Origin of the sequence: Hymenobacter sp. HSC-4F20 (assembly GCF_019599275.1) — a bacterium.
Classification (GTDB): Bacteria; Bacteroidota; Bacteroidia; order Cytophagales; family Hymenobacteraceae; genus Hymenobacter.
Genome location: NZ_JAHZTD010000004.1, coordinates 128,846 through 146,821, shown reverse-complemented (window position 1 = coordinate 146,821; position 17,976 = coordinate 128,846). Strand labels below are relative to the sequence as shown.

Annotated in this window: 20 protein-coding genes; 10 read left to right on the top strand and 10 right to left on the bottom strand. The window is 55.2% G+C overall.

Annotated elements, in window-relative coordinates:
• Positions 1–219: 219 nt before the first annotated feature.
• Entirely contained in the window at positions 220–765 is a 546-nt protein-coding gene (locus tag K3G63_RS19365) for a DNA-binding transcriptional regulator (RefSeq protein ID WP_220615785.1), read from the bottom strand.
• A gap of 967 nt (positions 766–1,732) precedes the next feature.
• On the opposite strand from K3G63_RS19365, the gene K3G63_RS19360 reads away from it, so the two are divergent.
• The 3 genes from K3G63_RS19360 to K3G63_RS19350 all read left to right on the top strand — a co-directional run bounded on the left by K3G63_RS19360 (position 1,733) and on the right by K3G63_RS19350 (position 3,476).
• The gene (locus K3G63_RS19360; RefSeq protein ID WP_220615784.1) at positions 1,733–2,182 is read left to right on the top strand and encodes a carboxypeptidase-like regulatory domain-containing protein; all 450 of its coding nucleotides are present in this window, start codon (positions 1,733–1,735) and stop codon (positions 2,180–2,182) included.
• Between the two features lie 186 nt (positions 2,183–2,368).
• Entirely contained in the window at positions 2,369–2,608 is a 240-nt protein-coding gene (locus K3G63_RS19355) for a hypothetical protein (RefSeq protein ID WP_220615783.1), read from the top strand.
• Between the two features lie 79 nt (positions 2,609–2,687).
• Positions 2,688–3,476: a hypothetical protein gene (locus K3G63_RS19350; RefSeq protein ID WP_220615782.1), complete on the top strand. Its 789-nt coding sequence runs from the start codon at positions 2,688–2,690 to the stop codon at positions 3,474–3,476.
• 208 nt (positions 3,477–3,684) lie between these two features.
• Here K3G63_RS19350 and K3G63_RS19345 read toward each other — a convergent pair whose 3' ends face one another.
• Complete coding sequence (locus K3G63_RS19345; RefSeq protein ID WP_220615781.1) at positions 3,685–3,954, bottom strand: hypothetical protein; 270 nt, start codon at positions 3,952–3,954, stop codon at positions 3,685–3,687.
• Positions 3,955–4,044: 90 nt separating this feature from the next.
• Here K3G63_RS19345 and K3G63_RS19340 point away from each other — a divergent pair, with 90 nt between their 5' ends.
• Together K3G63_RS19340 and K3G63_RS19335 are read left to right on the top strand one after the other, a co-directional pair.
• Positions 4,045–5,667, top strand: coding sequence for a Na+/H+ antiporter (locus K3G63_RS19340; RefSeq protein ID WP_220615780.1), 1,623 nt, complete (start codon positions 4,045–4,047; stop codon positions 5,665–5,667).
• A gap of 223 nt (positions 5,668–5,890) precedes the next feature.
• A complete protein-coding gene (locus tag K3G63_RS19335) occupies positions 5,891–6,274 on the top strand; it encodes a hypothetical protein (RefSeq protein WP_220615779.1) in 384 nt (127 codons plus the stop codon).
• A 115-nt stretch (positions 6,275–6,389) separates the two neighbouring features.
• Here K3G63_RS19335 and K3G63_RS19330 read toward each other — a convergent pair whose 3' ends face one another.
• Positions 6,390–7,373, bottom strand: coding sequence for a GlxA family transcriptional regulator (locus tag K3G63_RS19330; RefSeq protein WP_220615778.1), 984 nt, complete (start codon positions 7,371–7,373; stop codon positions 6,390–6,392).
• A 192-nt stretch (positions 7,374–7,565) separates the two neighbouring features.
• On the opposite strand from K3G63_RS19330, the gene K3G63_RS19325 reads away from it, so the two are divergent.
• The 4 genes from K3G63_RS19325 (at position 7,566) to K3G63_RS19310 (ending at position 9,598) form a co-directional block, all read left to right on the top strand.
• Positions 7,566–7,988 (top strand): VOC family protein, encoded by a 423-nt coding sequence (locus K3G63_RS19325; RefSeq protein WP_220615777.1) that lies wholly within the window; start codon positions 7,566–7,568, stop codon positions 7,986–7,988.
• Between the two features lie 47 nt (positions 7,989–8,035).
• On the top strand, positions 8,036–8,434 hold the full coding sequence (locus K3G63_RS19320) for a DoxX family protein (RefSeq protein ID WP_220615776.1): 399 nt from the start codon (positions 8,036–8,038) through the stop codon (positions 8,432–8,434).
• Between the two features lie 231 nt (positions 8,435–8,665).
• Positions 8,666–8,923: a hypothetical protein gene (locus K3G63_RS19315; RefSeq protein ID WP_259404578.1), complete on the top strand. Its 258-nt coding sequence runs from the start codon at positions 8,666–8,668 to the stop codon at positions 8,921–8,923.
• 66 nt (positions 8,924–8,989) lie between these two features.
• The gene (locus K3G63_RS19310) at positions 8,990–9,598 is read left to right on the top strand and encodes an inorganic diphosphatase (RefSeq protein ID WP_220615775.1); all 609 of its coding nucleotides are present in this window, start codon (positions 8,990–8,992) and stop codon (positions 9,596–9,598) included.
• A 164-nt stretch (positions 9,599–9,762) separates the two neighbouring features.
• On the opposite strand, the gene K3G63_RS19305 is transcribed toward K3G63_RS19310, so the two are convergent.
• Both K3G63_RS19305 and K3G63_RS19300 read right to left on the bottom strand, forming a co-directional pair.
• A complete protein-coding gene (locus tag K3G63_RS19305) occupies positions 9,763–10,725 on the bottom strand; it encodes an HNH endonuclease (protein WP_220615774.1) in 963 nt (320 codons plus the stop codon).
• 30 nt (positions 10,726–10,755) lie between these two features.
• Positions 10,756–11,004 carry a hypothetical protein gene (locus tag K3G63_RS19300; protein WP_220615773.1) on the bottom strand — a complete coding sequence of 83 codons (249 nt, stop codon included), beginning with the start codon at positions 11,002–11,004 and terminating at the stop codon, positions 10,756–10,758.
• Between the two features lie 233 nt (positions 11,005–11,237).
• On the opposite strand from K3G63_RS19300, the gene K3G63_RS19295 reads away from it, so the two are divergent.
• Positions 11,238–12,212: a hypothetical protein gene (locus K3G63_RS19295; protein WP_220615772.1), complete on the top strand. Its 975-nt coding sequence runs from the start codon at positions 11,238–11,240 to the stop codon at positions 12,210–12,212.
• Here the strand turns inward: K3G63_RS19295 and K3G63_RS19290 are convergent.
• From K3G63_RS19290 to ettA, 5 genes are all read right to left on the bottom strand, one after another.
• Positions 12,209–13,015 (bottom strand): HNH endonuclease, encoded by an 807-nt coding sequence (locus K3G63_RS19290; RefSeq protein WP_259404577.1) that lies wholly within the window; start codon positions 13,013–13,015, stop codon positions 12,209–12,211. The two genes, K3G63_RS19295 and K3G63_RS19290, sit on opposite strands and share 4 nt — an antisense overlap.
• A gap of 55 nt (positions 13,016–13,070) precedes the next feature.
• The gene (locus K3G63_RS19285) at positions 13,071–13,442 is read right to left on the bottom strand and encodes an ASCH domain-containing protein (protein ID WP_220615770.1); all 372 of its coding nucleotides are present in this window, start codon (positions 13,440–13,442) and stop codon (positions 13,071–13,073) included.
• Complete coding sequence (locus K3G63_RS19280; protein WP_220615769.1) at positions 13,328–14,410, bottom strand: hypothetical protein; 1,083 nt, start codon at positions 14,408–14,410, stop codon at positions 13,328–13,330. Before K3G63_RS19280 ends, K3G63_RS19285 begins: the two co-directional genes overlap by 115 nt.
• Entirely contained in the window at positions 14,407–15,879 is a 1,473-nt protein-coding gene (locus tag K3G63_RS19275) for a hypothetical protein (protein ID WP_220615768.1), read from the bottom strand. The genes K3G63_RS19280 and K3G63_RS19275 overlap by 4 nt, the downstream gene beginning before the upstream one ends.
• Before the next feature lie 202 nt (positions 15,880–16,081).
• Positions 16,082–17,749, bottom strand: coding sequence for an energy-dependent translational throttle protein EttA (gene ettA, locus K3G63_RS19270; protein ID WP_220615767.1), 1,668 nt, complete (start codon positions 17,747–17,749; stop codon positions 16,082–16,084).
• Between the last annotated feature and the right edge of the window lie 227 nt (positions 17,750–17,976).

Sequence of the window (17,976 nt, the reverse complement as noted above, 5' to 3'; positions counted from 1 at the left end):
AGCGAAAAGCCAAGGCGCTCCGCTCTTTTTCGGCCATGCTCAACAGCGCATCGCACTCAGCGGCCGTGGTAGTAAGGTAACAGAATAGGCATACTACTGAATAAAAGGTACGTGATAACTAAACAAATAGGTATAAGGCATTGCTAGCGAGGCAAAAGCACGCAACTGCCCCGTAACAGCCAACCAGTGCTCTTTCAGCAGAAACTCCGTCAGCTGGGGCTAACCCAGAGCCCGGGCCAGCCGAAGGGCTGCCTGCCCGGCCTCGTAGTCGAGGGCATCGATGCGCAGCTCCAGCAGGGCCTGCGCGGCCGGGCCGCTCCGGGCTACTTCCTGCTGCGCTTCTTCCTCGCGCAGGGCCAGCCACGCCTCCTCTTTCCGCGCCGCCCCGGCAGTAGCCAAGGGGCGTAACAGGGGTACCAGCTCGCGGAGCACGGCTTGACACTGGCTGGCCTTTGCGCGCATGTGCGCCAGCTCCTGCCGCAGCCGGGTAGCCTCGTGTGTGCAGTCGCGCAGGCGGCGCTGCAAGGCCGTGCGGCTGGCATCGTCGAGGGCAGTCGGGGTGCCCGCGCTGGTAGCCGGCGCTTCCAGTACGTGCAGCAACGGCAGCAGCTTGCTCCAGGCGGTGGTAGGCAGAACCCGGCGGCCTTGCTCGGCCATAGAAACCTGCGCGCGGGAAACCGATAGATATTCCGCTAATTGCGCCTGAGATAGGCCGTAGCGGGTGCGCAAAGCCAGTAGCAGATGAGGAGTTGGGTGAGCAGTCATGCTCCTGTAACGAGCAACGGGTCTGAATTGTGTCAAATATCAATTCATAGAATAAATTGACACCATTCTGTGTCAATTTATTATCCATATCATAATCTGACACAAAGCCTTAGTATTGCGTCCTGGTTCGTGGCAGGGCGTTTGTGTGGGCCCCGAGCGCCCTCCAACGGGCAAGTCTCGGCCGGTAGGAAATCTATTCGATCTGACTTGGAGTAGGCACAAAAAAAAACCGCTGCCCGAGGCAGCGGTCTTTTCCGTCGCGTTGGCCGGCAAATATCATTCATCCACCCTACTCCTTTTGCCGGTGGTCAACACTTCGCGGTACGAGCCTTCCTTTCCATAAACCCTACACGCGCTGAATACTTATTGAGTCAAAGGTAGGGCACCAGCCCAGGCCTGCGCAGCTTTATTGGACCAACGCTCCCTACCTCCCAGCCAATGGCGCGTTCTGCCCGGTAAAAAGCACCTGCTGTACCCGCTGGCTCCTGCCGGCCACGACACTAGCAGGCAGAAAATTAACCGCGTAGCGAACAGTTCAGCCAGCCTTCTCCTTCATCCCCATCTATTCTCCGGATTCGGTGCCGGGCGCCAGCGCTTGGCCCGGACCGGCGGCGCGCGGTATGCTGTTGCCAGTGCTGGTGGGGCCGCTGCTACCCGCGTGGCCGGCCCCTAGTGAGGTAGGCGCTGCTCCAGGCGGAGGAAGAAACCAGCGCTTAAGTTGCTTACGCCCTGGGCTATACCTCCGGTGGGCTTCCCCGCCTAAGAAATATATTGGTACGCCTCAGGTTTGGGTATAACGGCCGCAAAGGGTAGTTTTCTGGTGGGAGCAGGCAATTGTGAAGCCCGGTAATGGCGGTCCAGCAATTTATAAGCATATTATTTTACATAGATTATATTATTTATTAACTAGATGCAATGTATTGCGTTTAAAGCAAGCCGATCTATCCCACACTTTTCCCCACCGCGTATGCACTCATTACTACTACCTGCTATCTGCTCTGCCCTGTTTGCCCTGCCTTTTACCGGGGTCGCCCAATCAGCACGGCCGGTGCCCGCCACGGAACGGCTGGCATTAGCGGCCCCACCGGCTTCGGCTGCTGCCCGGCTGGAATGCTCCCGCTTTACAGGTCAGGTACTCAACGCCGAAGGGCAGCCGCTGGTAGGAGCCACCGTTACGCTGGTGGGCGGCCGTATTCCCTACATCACAAACTCCGAAGGCAAGTACATCATCACCGAGCCAGTATACCGCGGACAGAAGCTGCGCGTTGCTGCCGCTGGCTACGTAGACCGCGAGCTTCCAATGACCAGCTGCGAGGCGCCTATCATTGGGTTGGAGCTTGCCGAGGGTACCCGCATCAAGCGCAGCGGCAAGCGCGCCGGCCAAATTGTACGTTTCGGCCAGGCCTACCGCCAGTAGCGCCCTGCAAAACGAACACGCATTGCTGCAAGCAGCCAAAAAGCCACTCCGGGCCGGGGTGTCTTTTTTGACGTTCTGGCCAGCAGCCGGAGTTGGTTTAGCTCCGTGCTTACATTGCCCACGGGGCGCCCCCACAAGCTGGCGAGCTTCCGTAAAATTCAGTGCTGACACGGAGGCGACAATGATTTGTGGGAAAAGGCCCAACTCGACCGGCAAGTGCTGGATCAGGAAATTGGTCGCCTGCTACGGGCTCGCCTGGACCGGCTGCTGCGGATGGTGCCCAAGGAGTTTCCCGGGAAAGGCGCTGCCAAATGGTGGTGCCGAATCAACTACTGGCTGGCCAAAGACCAAGTGCTGGACACGGTCCACAAAAAGATACTTCACAAAATCCGGCAGGAGCTGGAAACAGCTGGCTTGTTAAAATAATGCCTCGCGGCAGGAGGCAGCTGCTACCCCCTTTTGCACTGGATACGCTCAGCAAAATACACTTAAATAATTCATGTATATGGAAAAGCAGCCTTCTAGTTTTTCTTTCTCTATACAGAATTTAAGCAGCAAAGCTACAGTTAGTATTTACGGCATATTGTTTATTGCTATAGCCATTGGAATATTCAAAAACAACTTAATAATTATATACACTGCCACCGCTCTACTCATTGTATTTTTCTTTATCCGGCTCACCAAGTTCTTTCCGATAAACTTAATTAGCCAGGAATCAACTCCCAGCAGGTTATCTTTTACAAATACTTTTATAGAGATATTCGCTCTGATATTTGCTGGCATGTACTTCTTCTACAAAATCTTTGGCAATCTGGATATTACAGACCTGCAGCTAAGGCCTGAGTATTCGAGGGTGCCTATTCCCGACAGCAGCAACGATCATTTAGCAATAAAAATAAACTTGACAAAGGGCTCCACTACCTCTATGAAAATCGAGGATATAAAAATATACGTACACAACACTCAGACAAGCGGTCATTACAAAGTAGTGCATGCAACTGGATTTGCTAAGCTTTACACTAATCAGTATGATCAGAGGGGAAATTTAAAAGACTCACATACTGCCTATATTACTGACATTGATAAGGATGACAAATATTCATTGGCCGCCACAGAAACAACTTGCTTTAGTGCGTACACCACTGTAAAACGTGATACAGCCTACATTATCCAGGTACTAGTAGTTGGCCAACGACGTAAATTTCTCCATAAAACTTATCCGCTATTCAGAAGCTCTATTATAGCCCTCCCAGCAGGAGCTGCGGTGGCACGCCCCGGTGCTGACGAAACATAGCCACACCGCAGGCAAAGTGCCGTTACCCATTCGCTTTACGCATAGCTGACTACACTGCCCATTCTGTATAAGCAGGAGTGCTACACAAGCCCTATGTTTAAGGGCATTTGCTCCTGTGGCCTATACAGGTCGCTGGGGCCTACCCGCGTTGCGCCCGGAAATGGCGCAGGTGTGGGCGTAGGCTTCCAGCGCCACGCACCTAAACACGTTACCCCGCACGGTGCGCGGGTGCCAGAACCCGGCACCGGTGCAGCGAGAAGTCAGTGGCCCGGAACAGCACTGAGGTGCTTAGGTCGCGGCCGAGGCCACGGAAGGCGGCCAGCAGCTCCGGGGAATGTAGGGGGGTATCCTGCATGTTGCCGTCTGCGATGCCATCAAGCGCAGTCAGGCTTGTACGCGGAGCCTCGCCAGGCTGGTGGCTGCGCGCTACGCGCAGGTAGGTGAAGCCATGTAGAGGCAGGAGGTATGGGTAGCTCATGCTAGGATGGGGGTAGCCTTTTTGCCGGGCAGATCCTACCTTCCGCCCCCGGGCCATCCGGCTTGGCTACCTCACCCAGCATACCGGTTCATGCACGAAAACACCTTACACGGAAATATTCTACTGGTTTTAGGGCTGCTATTTGCCATGCTGTTGCTCGTGATGCTGGGCCAGAAGCTGCGCATCTCCTACCCTATTTTTCTGGTGCTGGCCGGGCTGGCCCTGAGCTTTGTGCCGGGGCTGCCACCCATCACCATCAACCCCGACCTGATCTTTCTGATTTTCCTGCCGCCCCTGCTCTACCAGGCAGCCTGGGATACCTCGTGGCAGGATTTCTGGCGGTGGAAGCGCCCTATTGGCCTGCTGGCCTTCGGGCTGGTGTTCTTTACTTCCACGCTGGTAGCCTACGTGTCCAGGGCCATGATTCCGGGCTTCACCCTGGCGCTGGGGTTTCTACTCGGCGGCATCATCTCCCCGCCCGACGCGGTAGCGGCCACTTCCGTGCTGCGGGGCGTGAAGGTGCCGCGCCGCGTGACGAGCATCCTGGAAGGGGAAAGCCTCATCAACGACGCCAGCAGCCTTATCGTCTTCCGGTTTGCCCTGGCGGCGGTAGTATCGGGCACGTTTACCTGGCACGCAGCCGCGACCAGCTTTTTGCTGGTTAGCGCCATGGGGCTGGTGGTAGGGCTGGGAGTCGCTTACGGGTTCTACCTCATTCACCGCTTCCTGCCCACTACGCCCAGCATCAACACGGTGCTCACGTTTCTGGCGCCCTACGTGATGTACCTGCTGGCCGAGGAATTTCACTTTTCGGGGGTGCTGGCCGTCGTGAGCGGGGGGCTGCTGCTTTCCCACCTCTCCCACCGGGTTTTCGATGCAGATACCCGCCTGCAAGCCATCAGCGTGTGGACGAGCGTGGGCTTTGCCCTGAACGGGCTGGTGTTTATTCTGATTGGGTTGGAGCTGCCCGTAGCGGTACAGGGCCTGGGCACGTACTCGCTCCGGCAGGCCATTACCTATGGCCTGGTTATCAGCGCCCTCGTGATTCTGATTCGGCTGCTCTGGATGTTTCCGGCCGCCTTTGTGCCGCGCTGGCTGAGCCGCCGCATCCGCACCACCGAAACCAGCCCCGGCTGGCAGGGGCCGGTTATTATTGGCTGGGCCGGTATGCGCGGGGTGGTGTCCCTGGCTTCGGCCTTGTCGGTGCCGCTGCTCCTGGAGAACGGGCAGGCCTTTCCCCAGCGCAACCTGATTCTGTTTATCACCTTCGTGGTGATTCTCGTCACGCTGGTGTTCCAGGGCCTTACGCTGCCCGCCCTTATCCGCCTTACGGGTATTGCCGGCCTGGAGGAGCGCATGCCGGCCGAGGAGCAGGAAGCCGGTATTCGGCTGCGCCTGCGCCGAGTGGCCTTGGCTCACCTGGCTCAGGAGTACGCCGCCGACATTGAAACCAATGAGCTGATTAGCGCCCTTCAGCACCGGATGCAGGCGGAGGCCCAGCGCACCGGCAATCTGCTTGAAGCCCTGGACTACGATGAATCCAAGCGCCGGGCCCTGCAGCGCTACCACCAGGTGCTGCTGGATGTGTTGCACGTGCAGCGCGAGGAGCTGTTTGTGCTCCGCCGTGAGGACGTGTTCGAGGAGGAAATGCTGCGCCACCAGGAAGCCCAGCTCGACCTCGACGAGGCCAAAATCAGCCACATGCCGCACTAATCTCTCGTCCGCATCTGTACGCATTGCGGCCTTACTCCTCGCACTCCGTTGTGTTTGGCGAGGCGGCGTACAGCGTAGTGGAGGGCAGTAGCCGCTGGGCCGGGCCGCGGGACCTGCCCTACAGCTCAACGGCAGGGCAGCGCCAGATACTGGCGGATTAACTACCTCGGCTACAGCACGTATAGCCTGGAAAGTTTCTTTTCGCCACTTCAACCACCCCGCTATGAGTTCAAACGAGCATAACCGCACCCAGGCCCAGGCCGCCAACGACGGTACCGATACGCCCCGCCCCGAAAACGCCCGCGGCGCGGCCAGCCAGCAGCAGGGGCAAGCCTCGCAAACCCCGGAAGGAGCCGACAGCAGCGGCCGGCACGGGGGCAACCACGGCAACGACGGCGGCCAGCCCACCCGCGACGCGAAAGGCAGCAGCCACCGCGGCGACGAGCCCAATGCCGAATCAGAAAACACGGGCGGCGGCTCCGACAACGAGCGGAAAAACCAGACCAAGAACACCACCGCCGACCGCTCCGACTACGGCACCGGCAACGCCGCTCCCAGCGCCGCCAACGACGGCGGCAAAATCGGCGACGCGGATAATCCTGCCTAACCCGCTTGAGCGTAAAGCAAAAGCCCCGCTGCACATAGCTGCGGGGCTTTTTGCGTAGTATCTACTGCTAAGTAGGTACAGTGGGTTGTATGTATCTGCCCGCTAGGCAATGCCACTACCCCGCCGCTACGGCCTCGCGCTGGTACTTGCTGCGGTACTGCTTGGGCGAGAGGCCCGTGACGCGCTTGAAGGTGAGGCGGAAGGCTTTGGGGTCGGTGTAGCCCACGTTGTACATCACCTCATTCACATTTTCCCGGGTCGATTCGAGGCTGCTTTTGGCCACTTCCATCTTCACCCGCTGAATGTACTCGACCACCGAGTTGGAGGTAGCTTTTTTGAAGCGCCGCTCCAGGTTGCGGCGGCCCAGGGCCAGCATGGAGGCCAGCTGGTCCACGGTTATTTTCTCGCGGTAGTTTTCCTCGATGTAGGCCTGAGCCTTTTTAATGGGCTCGTCTTCGTGCGCTTTCTGCCCGTTGAACACCACAAACGCCGACTGGCTGACCCGTTCCATATCTATCTGGAATACTTTGGCGCAGAACACAGCCATTTCCCGGTTCACGTACTTCTCAATGAGGTAGAGCACCAGGTTGAGGTAGGAAAAAGCACCTCCGCTGGAGTAGATGCCGTGCTCGTCCGTGATAACCCGGTCCTCCAGCAGCTCTACCTCCGGAAACATCCGGCGAAAATCGGAGGCGGCGGCCCAATGGGTGGTGCACTGTCGGCCGGTTATCAGGCCCGTAGCGGCCAGTAGGAAAGCTCCTACACACAGGCTGGCTACTTCGGCCCCTTCTCTGTACTGCTTTACTATCCAGGGCAGAAACGCCTGATTGCTTTCCAGCGCCTGCGCCAAGTCGCCATCCACGGCCGGGATAATCACTAAGTCAGTGTTAGTAACCTCTGGCAGGAGCGCATCGGGGGCTACGGTGTAGCGGCCGCCGCACACTGCTGTGGCGTGGTCGAGGCCTACCAGCTGAATGGTGAACAACGCCGGCTTGCCCATACGCTGCAGCAGGGCATTCACTTCCGAAAACACCAGTCGGGGCCCTTCAATGCTCCCCAGAATAGCGCCCTTGGGCACCAGAATGGATATATGTTTCATGGCGTAACGCTTACGTGGTGCGATGTCGCAAATAACCCCGAATTAGTCGGAATTGCCCCTCTATATATCAACGCACTAATACTAATTTTGTTGGCATCAAGTAACAAAAAAGCGGGCGTTAATACTACCCATGTTAGCTCAGCTTAAAACCTGTTCCTCTTCCGTCTTTTCCACTTTCATTTTATCCTGTATATGAACATGCCCATGCTCACTCCCTACCTCTGTTTCGATGGCACCTGCCAGGAAGCCATGACCTTTTATCAGCAATGCCTGGGCGGCGAGTTGATGGTGCAACACTTCGCCGGTACGCCAGCCGCCGAGCACGTAGCCCCCGAAGCCCAAAACGGCGTGCTGCATTCCGTGCTCAGCACCGACCGTTTTACCCTGATGGCCTCCGACGCGGGCATGCAGAAAATCACGAAAGGCAACATGGTGTCCTTGTCCCTCGACTGCAAAAGTGAGGAGGAAATTACGCGCTACTTCATGGTCCTCTCGGAGGGCGGCACCGTGACCATGCCCCTGGCCGATACCTTCTGGGGCGCCCTCTTCGGCATGTTCACCGATCGGTTCGGCATTGACTGGATGGTGAACTACGACAAGCCAGCTCAGTCCTGACGCTCCTCCCCCACTACCCCACTAAACCCATGCGAAGCGCCACCGCTATGAAAAAGACTAACATATTCTATTGGATTTCTACCGGCCTGCTGGCCGCCCTGATGCTGATGTCGGGCATTTCGAACGTGATGGTAGACGCCGCATCCGTGGAAGCCTTCCGCCACCTGGGCTATCCGGTGTATTTGCTTTCCTTTCTTGGTATTGCCAAGCTGCTGGGGGTAGCGGCCATTCTGGTGCCGGGCTTTCCGCGCCTGCGGGATTGGGCCTACGCCGGCTTCGTATTCGACTTAAGCGGGGCTATGTACTCGCTGATTTCGGTGGGCGAACCGGCCAGCGTGTGGCTGCCCATGACGATTGGCTTCCTGCTGATTGCAGCTTCCTACCAGCTCAACCGTCGGCGGGTAGAAGCTACCGATGCAGTCCCCGCCGCTCCTAGCATCGCCTGATTTGCTGTTCTGCCTACCCCTTGCCCCGAGGACAAGGCCATAAGAGAGGCAATGGGCGGGTCTCCTACCCTGGTCTAGTGCTCAAGATGTTACCAGTTGCTCTCAAAGGACGGTCATGTCGAGTTGGTCTGGACATCCTGTGCGAGTCGTTGGATAGTCGTTCAACGTCAGCACGCGAGATGGTTCTCATCTGCTCTGCATGACCGCCTTTGGCTATTCATCAGCTGTGCGATGACTAATCCCTTTACTCCGCTCACGTTTGCCATGGTAGAAGTTTTCAAGACCAATGTGCAGGGCCAGCGCCACGCCCGGCGGCTCCTCACCCGGATTCATAAAACCTTCCGGGCTTATCGGGCCAGCTTTGACCTGGAGGACTGTGACCGAATTCTGCGAGTGGAAAACGCCCAGGGCTCGGTGCATCCCTTTGGCCTGATTCATCTGCTGCAGGAAGCGGGTTTTCAGGCCGAAGTGCTGCCCGAAGATGCGTAACTCCACTGCTCCTGGTGAGCCGGGCTACTGAGGCCAGCAGCTTATCAGGAGCCTACCAGCGTGGCCTTGGGCCTCTGCTTCCTTAACCCCGACTATAACGCTACCCCTCCCCTGGGCCGTAAGCAGGATGAACCTTGCACTCCGCTCATGCCCACTCCCCTCGATAAGTTGCCGGCCCACGCGGCCCACTCCCGCACCCATGTGCACGTAGTAGTAGAAACGCCCAAGGGCGAACGAAATAAAGTGGCCTACGAGCCCGACCTGGGCGTGTTCATGCTGAAAGGCGTGCTGCCTGAAGGCCACAGCTTCCCCTACGACTTTGGCTTTATCCCTTCCACCAAAGCCGAAGACGGCGACCCGCTCGATGTGCTTTTGCTGCTGGACGCGCCCACTTTTGCCGGCTGCGTGGTAGAAGCCCGCCTCATTGGGGCTCTGGAAATTGAACAGCTGGAGGATGACGGCTCCCGCGTCCGCAACGACCGGCTACTGGCCGTAGCTGCTAACTCGCGTCAGCACAAAGGCCTACACGAAATCACGGACCTCTCTCGGGAAATGCTCCACGAAATAGAGCACTTTTTCAGCTCCTACAACTCCGTGAAAGGCGGCGAGATTACCGTGCTGCACCGGGTAGGCTCCAAAAAGGCCCACGCTTTACTGGGGCAGGCGCTGGTGTAAGAGGACTCACTGACCCTAAATAGAACATCATGTCGAGCTGGTCGAGACATTTTGCGTGCTGACGTTGAGCTACTATCACAACATCAGCACGCAAGATGTCTCGACTAGCTCGACATGACGTTCTGTTTTGGGCGTTACCAACACAATTCACTACCCCTTCTACTTTAGCAAACCTCCCGCTTCGCGCGCAGATTTTCCGGCCGTGGCCACCATGCCCGTTCCGTGGGCAACTGTAGGCGCTGGCCTTCAAACTGCCGGATACCGTAGGCGGACCCGGCAGCTTCGGCAAAGCCCGTGCTGCACCGCACAGTGTACTGCTCATCTATCCAGAAGAGGTGCCGATCAAAGGCCCGGTGCAGGTTGGGGCACAGCGCCAAGCCGTTGCCGATGGTATCGTCGTGGGTAAGGGCCCAGGGCACAATGTGACAGGCATCCAGCAGCGGATTAAGCGCCGCCGTGTTCGTGCTGACCAGCTTCAGACCTGATATGGCGCATGTATGGTCGTAGGTTTCCAGCACCACGCGCTTAAACAGTCCGCTTCGCACGGCTGCATCCAGCTCATCGGTAGCGGCGGCCGGGGGCGCGTAAGTGGCGGCCGGTTCCTCCAGCATCTGCCGCCGGAGCTGCTGCACGACCTCGGTACCGGCACGGGGCTGGTAGCGGAAACGCGTCTGCGGGAAGTAGCGGCGCAGCAGGGCCTGGCGCAGCTCCTCGCGGGCCACTGGCTCCTGCAGCAGCACCCACAGTTCGGCATCAAGGGTAGCATACTCCACAGTTTCGCGCAGACTCCGCAGGCTTTTCACGGAGCGGGAAGCCGTCAGCACCATCTCCATACCGGGCAAGGTGCGCAGGTGCCAGAACCCGTCGCCGGTGAGGTGGTAGAAGGGTAGGGAAAAATCGTTGGCCCGAAATAGCGCTGAGGTGCTCAGGTCGTGGCAGAGGCTGCGGAAGGCGGCCAGCAGTTCCGGAGTAATATAAATGCGGTTGTCCTGAATGCTGCCGTCTTCAATACCATCGAGCACAGCCAGCAGCAGAGCGGGCTTGTAAGGAGCCTCGCCGTGTTGGCGGCTGCGCGCCACCCGCAGGTGGGTAAAGCGGTGGAGATAGGAATTGGGAGCGGTAGGCAAGGAAAGTAGTTATTAGAGCCCGTTGGGGAATCAAGATAGGCGGTTGAGGCAGAGTGTCACGTTGACCCAGAGGATCCACGCCGCGTGGCTTTCGGGCGTGTACTCATAATCCATCACGAGGCGGGGGAAGAAGTCCAGCCAAGCAAAGGTGCGTTCCACTACCCAGCGGCAGCCCACCGGGACGAAGCCCCGGGCGGAAGGCGGCCAGCCGCTTACTTCTTGACGCACGCCGCGGGCGAGCAGCCCGTCGGCAAAATGGCCCTGGTAAGCCCGGTCCATTTTGCCGACGGTGGTTAGGTGCGGGCGCTGATTGGTGGCTTTGAAGTCCCCGCAGTAACACCAGAAGCACCATCTGTGGGTGTTTTGATGGGGCGGTGGAGGCTATAGCGCGAGGAGCAGCTCTATGTGATGCGAAGAGTGAAGGGAAATGGGATTGACAAGAATGTGGAACTCTATATCAGGACATATTACCTTACTCAGCTAATTGCCTCCTACCGTCACCAAGACAGTCTATGATAACCAATCAACCTACACCGCGCGATTATAAATCATTAGCAGATAGCTGCCTAACGCAAGCTTTTGACATCATTTTTGAAACAGATAAAATCATCGACAATCATCAAAAAAAGTTAGACGAAGAAATAGTATGGGAGTACTTGCAGGATAAGCTCAACGCATCAGTAGTGCTTATCCATCAGGCTATTGAAGCAAACATGAAATCTGTTGTTTGTTCGACAAGCCCGTATCTATTGATTGAGGGCAAGAAGAATGAGTGGCCTGTCCTTCCAAATCAGGGTAACAAGAGATTCGATGAATTTTTTTCCATTAGTTCTGAGTCGCTAGTTTATGTTTTTTTTGCTACTGCTAGAGATAGTTACGATGATAAAATAGCCGACCACATCGAGTACATCCGTAAGCTTCGGAATCAAATAGTACACGGCATATCAAGAAACAGGCTCACTGCTCGCGACTTGATTTCATATATACTTGATACCTACACATTCTTTGATGGCCTGGATGCTTGGTGGGATAGTCTAAGAAATTACTACTTTGAACATCCATTTAATGCTGGCATGGACCAGGGGGAACTAGAAACAGTTGTTTTTATTGAAAGACTAACTTATGCCTGGAAAAAAATTGGAAAGTCATCATTTTCAAAACATTTCTCAGTTAACACAAAAGAAAGAAGCTACTTCTGCCCTTATTGTTTGCCTGAAGATAAAGCCCTGTTGAAAAAATATGATTATAAGTGGGCTTTCCTATTCCCAGAGGGGAAGAATGCAAGCCTAATACGATGCATAAACTGCACGAATGATAATCAAGTATCAAGAGTTTCTTGCCCAATAGAGGGTTGTGCAGGAACCGTGATTTGGGAAGATTACTTATGCCTGACTTGTGGGCGTGAGATTCGTGACGAGCTACGAAAGAAAAAAGAAGCAATTACCAAAATTATAGCCTCCCTTAGCGTAAGCGCAAACACCCACTAAGAAACCGGTATTTCGTCCGAGTCGTCAAGTATTGATTTATGGTTGTGCTCATTAAGCCACTTCTTATAACTTTCAGTACCTGGTCCACCCATGTTTATGGCGTATTCAATACCCAGAATGCACAGAACGAAATAAAGGTGCAACTCGTCAGTGTACAGAAAGCGCCATTCATGAAGTATCTCATAATTGGCCACGCCCAGTTTCGCATTGTTGAAACGAGATGTTTCCGAGTATAACCTACGCTGGTGGTAAGGCCAGTAGGCAGTAATTTTGCCAAATCTGGCGTACTGTTTAATTGGTTCCAAGTCAGGTTTGTTCAGTACTTCATTCATTAAATCTGCGTCTGGATAAACCTTTAGCATCAATGCTTCAATCGAAGCCTTTGCTAGGAACCGCGAGATTACAATATTGTCACTAGCGGGCCCATCTAAAACGGGAATAATGAGCCGGCCTGAGGTGGCACCGAAATACTCGCTAGGGCTTTTACCGTCTGGGATAATAATACTAAATTGTCCATCCCCATCATTCATGAGTTCAACCTTCTTGGGGCCTGGACTCAGACTAATTATTTCTACTACTGGAATAGTTTGTTTTTTATTTTCTATTCCTAATCTATTTCTTACAAATCTGAAATAAGGTTGTTCAAGTAGCGGCTTCTCTACCTTAATAGCAAAATACTGGTTGCATTTGTCGCAGACAAGGCCTTTTGCCAATACATGTTCTTTATTGCCCAAACTTTCCGGAATGACATGTTCCACGCTCTTTGAAGCGCTACTGTCCTGTTTGCAGAATAAGCAGTTCATATAAATTAAATATTAAAAAAGGGCTTCAATCTAATTGAAGCCCCCTGCTCTAGCTTTAATCAATGTAGATAAAAGACTGCGGCGGAGTCGCTTGAAAGTCAGTCTTAATGCACATAGGCTCCTTGTACAGCTTCACTTTTTTTATCTCAATCGCAAAGCCTTGCTCTTTGCCTGTGAAGTACTCCATGAAGTAATCCTCCGTGATGCCAGAGTGCTCCTTCGTTTCGTGCCACAGCGCCTCTACATCGGCGTTGATGATGCGCTTGATTTCGAACTCGCCAATCACCTTCTGCATGGGCGAGGAGGCGTAGACTACAACGCTTTTGACGGCGGCGTTTTTGAAGATGGAGCGCCGGAACTCGAACTTCTTGGTGCCGTCAAAGATTTTGGTGGCAAACTCGGGCTTGATGGAGAGGAGGACGCGCATGGCGGTGAAGGAGAGCTAGTGGGGGAAGGGAGGAAACTGAAGATATAGGAGCTGATAACGTTGAACAGCACCGTAATAACCAACAGTACGAGCAGGTACTTGCCTAAGACGCGCCAGTTATTACGCTCAAATTTGGTACGCAATAGCACACCGAAGTCCTCTCCGTTGAATTTTCGCCATTGGTAGGCTAAGTAAATCTGGTCTTTCAGCTTCTCATTGCCCACATAGCTGGCCCATCGGTAGTTCTCCAAGTTGCGGCACTTGTTATACCGCTCGTGTGCCCCCACGATATCTTCACCATAGGAGCAGACAAAGAAGAAATGCACCTTAGCCAGCTGGAAGCTGGACTGCTTGCGCATCTCCACCAGCAAGTCACGGTTCAGGTCTCGTGCCTCGTTTACCCGAAAGTCAGTCATCTCGGTTTGCGAGAACCCACTTTGTAGGATGGTGTTGGTGGGCTCCTGGGTGATGCTAAGCGAGGCTGGGTAGTTTCCGCTCACTCGGAAGCGCAGGTATAGCGGTAGGCCGTTATGCTCGAAGCTCACCCGAAATACCGTACCCCCAAACTCGCGCGCGCGCTGCACGTTCTTCCCACTGGTCTCATAAATGTCGAACTGCTCTCCCTTCGTCCCAGTCACCAGATGCGACTTGGAGCCGGCCTTCGACGACACGGTGTAGTTCTCGTTGAAGATGGCGCTTACCAAACTAGAGTCGTTGATGAATTTACCAACGATGTCCACGAAGCAGTCAGCCGGTACTTCAAATGGAAAGTATAAGCACAGTTGGCTTACTTCTGCCGGGTCGTGCAGCTTGATGCCGATGTCTAAGAACCGCTCGTAGCGGCTACCGCTACCAATGGGCAACTTCCACAGGTTCAGGTGTAGGTCGAGGCTGCTTTGACCTGTTCCCCCCTGGCTCGACTCGTACCAGATAGCAATTGTCTTGGGCTGGATGGGTGCCGTGTTCATACCGTTTCCACTGGCTTTGTAACCAGAAAGCGACGGTCTGACCGGCTAGCTGTCAGAATCAGGTTCAGTGCTTCTTTGCTGATTCGGGCAAAGCCCTGCGGTACCGAATGCACGTCGGCTACTACCCCCAGCCGAATCAACTCAGCTAGATTAGGCCGCTTCGGAAAGGAGTAGACCGAGAGGAAATTGACGATGAACGGTGGGCTGCGCTTGTGGTGCCAGTGCTTCGACAGTTCCGTATCATCGAATACACTTCGTTTGCGGCATAGCTTGATAAACGTCTGCTCGTCGGGGATATTCACCGTCACGTTCTCCACCACCCCGATTGTTGTCACCACTCCGGCATAGTACCCCCCTGTCCGGTAGAAGACAATAAGGTCGCCCGGCTTCATGCTGCGCTCGAAGGAGCGCGAGATGTACACCTTGCTGATAGCGTTACGGTGCGGCTCATGCTCCACAAAGTCGGCCGGCGACTCGTTATTGAGAATGGAATCGGGTAGCAACTCGGTATGGTATGCCTGGTAGATTGGCACTAAATACACGTTCGCGTCGGCATCCACGTAGGGAAAAGTGAGCTTGGGATTGGCCTTGTCGACCATCGGGTGGAAGTCGCGGATATACACGTGCTCGTTGCCGGTAGCGCTGGCCTTTAGGCCGTGGTACTTGAAGCCCCACTCCTGGAGCATGCTGATAAGCAGCTTTTGCTCCAACGTCTTGTCGAAAATGGTAACGTAAATCTCCCCAACGCCGAACTGCATTGCGTTGTCGAAGATGATTTTTAGGAACCGCTCTCCAATCTTATAGCCATTGTGGACGACCTTAAATGTGCCGATTTTAAGCCGTTTCGCTCGCCCCATTGGCGGCGTGATGTCGTTGTAATTTTCATCCGGTCCTTCCTGTTTAAGGTAGAGGAAGGCTACGATATCCGCGTCCACCGAGCAGATGTACGCCCATTCGTCTGCCTTCTTATTAAACCACTTATCAAAGCCAGGATAATCCTCCCGGAAGCTGTCAAAGAAGGGGTCAGTCACATCAATGTTGCCGAAGTGCTCCTTTTTAACCGATAGCACTTTGTAATCAGCTAACTCTGGATTCTCCGCAACTACTTTCTCTAAAAACTGAGTAATCGTGAAGACTTTATCCGTACAGCCAAGCACCTTGGCCTTTTTGTGAATATTCTTGTCTTCCGTAATCAGCAAGTCAACTCGGTCGCTAAACACCTCATTTAGAATGGCTGTGTCAATCGTGTCATTGGGTGTTTTATCGTACTTGGCGCTTACAGCTTGTACTTCCTGCCCCATCGGCGCTACCGTTTTTAGGATGTGGTAGCTGGATAGCTTTACCGCCATCGTTTTCACGACCTGAGGGTCTTTGTGGCGCTTTATTTCATCCAGTGTCGCCGGATGTATGCACTTGGTATACTTCAGGTCATCCAGCCATTTGAATAAGTGTCCGATATCATTTTTCATGATAACGCTAGTCTCTCTGTGAATGACAATGTTGGTATCGAGTAAAACCTTCATTGCTTTGATTAGTAATTGAACGATATATAAGCGCTAAATGTATAAGCTGCCTTGCACTTTCCAATGCATAACTGTTCGTCTTTTTTAACTAACAAACGGGCCGCCGGAAGTACTTCCAACGGCCCGTTTATGCAAAGAGAAATGCAGCTTACCCTAGGCTCCGGTACCGAACCCGCTTGGGCTCCACGTCGCCGAGGCGCTTGCGCTTGGCTTCTTCGTAGTCAGAGAAGTTGCCTTCAAACCACACTACCTGCGAGTCGCCCTCGAAGGCCAGGATGTGGGTAGCGAGGCGGTCGAGGAACCAACGGTCGTGGCTGATGATAACGGCACAACCGGCGAAGTTCTCCAGCGCATCTTCCAGGGCCCGGATGGCATTTACGTCCAGGTCGTTGGTTGGTTCGTCGAGCAGCAGCAGGTTGGCGCCCTGCTTGAGGGTAGTGGCCAGGTGCACGCGGTTCCGCTCCCCACCCGACAGGCTGCCAACTTTCTTTTCCTGGTCGCCGCCGCGGAAGTTGAAGTTGCTCACATAGGCGCGGGAGTTCACCTGCCGGCCGGCCAGCAGCATGGTTTCCGTGCCGCCCGAAATCGTCTCAAATACCGATTTGTTGGGGTCCAGGGTATCATGCTGCTGATCCACGTAGGCGGTTTGCACCGTGGGGCCCACCACGAACGTACCGGCATCGGGCTGCACCTGGTCGGTGATGAGGCGGAACAGGGTGGTTTTACCGGCGCCGTTCGGGCCGATGATGCCCACAATACCGCCCTGGGGCAGGTTGAACGAGAGGTTCTCGAACAGCAGCTTGTCGCCGAAGGCTTTGGTCAGCCCCTCGGCCTCAATTACCTGGGAACCCAGGCGCGGACCGTCCGGAATGAACAGCTCCAGCTTCTGCTCTTTCTCGCGGGAATCCTCGTTTACCAGCTTGTCGTAGCCGGCCAGGCGGGCCTTGCTCTTGGCCTGGCGGGCTTTCGGGGCCATACGCACCCACTCCAGCTCGCGCTGCAGAGTTTTCTGGCGCTTGCTCTCGGTTTTCTCTTCCTGGGCTAGGCGCGAAGCTTTTTGCTCCAGCCAGCTGCTGTAGTTGCCCTTCCACGGAATACCCTCGCCGCGGTCCAGCTCCAGAATCCAGCCGGCCACGTTATCAAGGAAGTACCGGTCGTGGGTTACGGCTATTACGGTGCCTTTGTACTGCTGCAGGTGCTGCTCCAGCCACAGCACGCTCTCGGCATCCAGGTGGTTGGTCGGTTCGTCCAGCAGCAGCACGTCGGGCTCTTGCAGGAGCAGGCGGCACAGGGCCACGCGGCGCTTTTCCCCGCCCGAGAGGTTGCCGATGATGGCATCGGCCGGGGGCGTGCGCAGGGCGTCCATGGCGCGCTCCAGCTTGCTGTCGAGGTTCCAGGCGTCGAGCTGGTCGAGGCGCTCCTGCACGGTGCCCTGGCGCTCCAGCAGCTTGTCGAAGTCAGCATCCTCGGCCCCGAAGGCCTCGTTGATTTCATCAAATTCCTTCAGCAGAGCCACGGTTTCGGCGGTGCCTTCCTGCACTACTTCCAGCACCGTTTTGGTTGGGTCGAGCTGGGGCTCCTGTTCGAGGTAGCCCACCGAGTAGCCCGGCGACCATACCACGTCGCCCTGAATCTGCTTGTCTACCCCGGCAATAATCTTTAGCAAGGAAGACTTACCCGAGCCGTTGAGGCCGAGTACGCCGATTTTGGCCCCGTAGAAAAACGAGAGGTAGATGTTTTTAAGAACCTGCTTCTGGGGAGGGAAGATCTTGCTTACCCCCGCCATGGAGAAAATAATGGTGGGTTGGTCGCTCATAGTAGAGTTAAGAAAGTGCGCAATTATAAAGGGCGGGCAGAAGTACTTCGGGTAGCCGGGCACTGGGCAGCTTGCGAGTTCAGCGGAGGTTTCTATTTTGCGCCGCAATACGGCAGCGGGCCGTATCGGCGGCCTGGGCCTTCAGGGCCCGGCTACCGGCTGATTTTCCACGCGTAATAACCACACTGGCTGTCCGTTCGTAGCTTCTCCCGATGAGTTGCTACCAC

Excerpts from the sequence above, each read along its gene's own strand:
- K3G63_RS19280 (WP_220615769.1), bottom strand. The coding sequence starts at position 14,410 with ATGAACACGGCACCCATCCAGCCCAAGACAATTGCTATCTGGTACGAG.
- K3G63_RS19365 (WP_220615785.1), bottom strand. The coding sequence starts at position 765 with ATGACTGCTCACCCAACTCCTCATCTGCTACTGGCTTTGCGCACCCGC.
- K3G63_RS19340 (WP_220615780.1), top strand. The coding sequence starts at position 4,045 with ATGCACGAAAACACCTTACACGGAAATATTCTACTGGTTTTAGGGCTG.
- K3G63_RS19330 (WP_220615778.1), bottom strand. The coding sequence starts at position 7,373 with ATGAAACATATATCCATTCTGGTGCCCAAGGGCGCTATTCTGGGGAGC.
- K3G63_RS19325 (WP_220615777.1), top strand. The coding sequence starts at position 7,566 with ATGAACATGCCCATGCTCACTCCCTACCTCTGTTTCGATGGCACCTGC.
- K3G63_RS19315 (WP_259404578.1), top strand. The coding sequence starts at position 8,666 with ATGACTAATCCCTTTACTCCGCTCACGTTTGCCATGGTAGAAGTTTTC.
- K3G63_RS19345 (WP_220615781.1), bottom strand. The coding sequence starts at position 3,954 with ATGAGCTACCCATACCTCCTGCCTCTACATGGCTTCACCTACCTGCGC.
- K3G63_RS19295 (WP_220615772.1), top strand. The coding sequence starts at position 11,238 with ATGATAACCAATCAACCTACACCGCGCGATTATAAATCATTAGCAGAT.
- K3G63_RS19350 (WP_220615782.1), top strand. The coding sequence starts at position 2,688 with ATGGAAAAGCAGCCTTCTAGTTTTTCTTTCTCTATACAGAATTTAAGC.
- ettA (WP_220615767.1), bottom strand. The coding sequence starts at position 17,749 with ATGAGCGACCAACCCACCATTATTTTCTCCATGGCGGGGGTAAGCAAG.
- K3G63_RS19300 (WP_220615773.1), bottom strand. The coding sequence starts at position 11,004 with ATGGACCGGGCTTACCAGGGCCATTTTGCCGACGGGCTGCTCGCCCGC.
- K3G63_RS19320 (WP_220615776.1), top strand. The coding sequence starts at position 8,036 with ATGAAAAAGACTAACATATTCTATTGGATTTCTACCGGCCTGCTGGCC.
- K3G63_RS19335 (WP_220615779.1), top strand. The coding sequence starts at position 5,891 with ATGAGTTCAAACGAGCATAACCGCACCCAGGCCCAGGCCGCCAACGAC.
- K3G63_RS19360 (WP_220615784.1), top strand. The coding sequence starts at position 1,733 with ATGCACTCATTACTACTACCTGCTATCTGCTCTGCCCTGTTTGCCCTG.
- K3G63_RS19285 (WP_220615770.1), bottom strand. The coding sequence starts at position 13,442 with ATGCGCGTCCTCCTCTCCATCAAGCCCGAGTTTGCCACCAAAATCTTT.
- K3G63_RS19290 (WP_259404577.1), bottom strand. The coding sequence starts at position 13,015 with ATGAACTGCTTATTCTGCAAACAGGACAGTAGCGCTTCAAAGAGCGTG.
- K3G63_RS19275 (WP_220615768.1), bottom strand. The coding sequence starts at position 15,879 with ATGAAAAATGATATCGGACACTTATTCAAATGGCTGGATGACCTGAAG.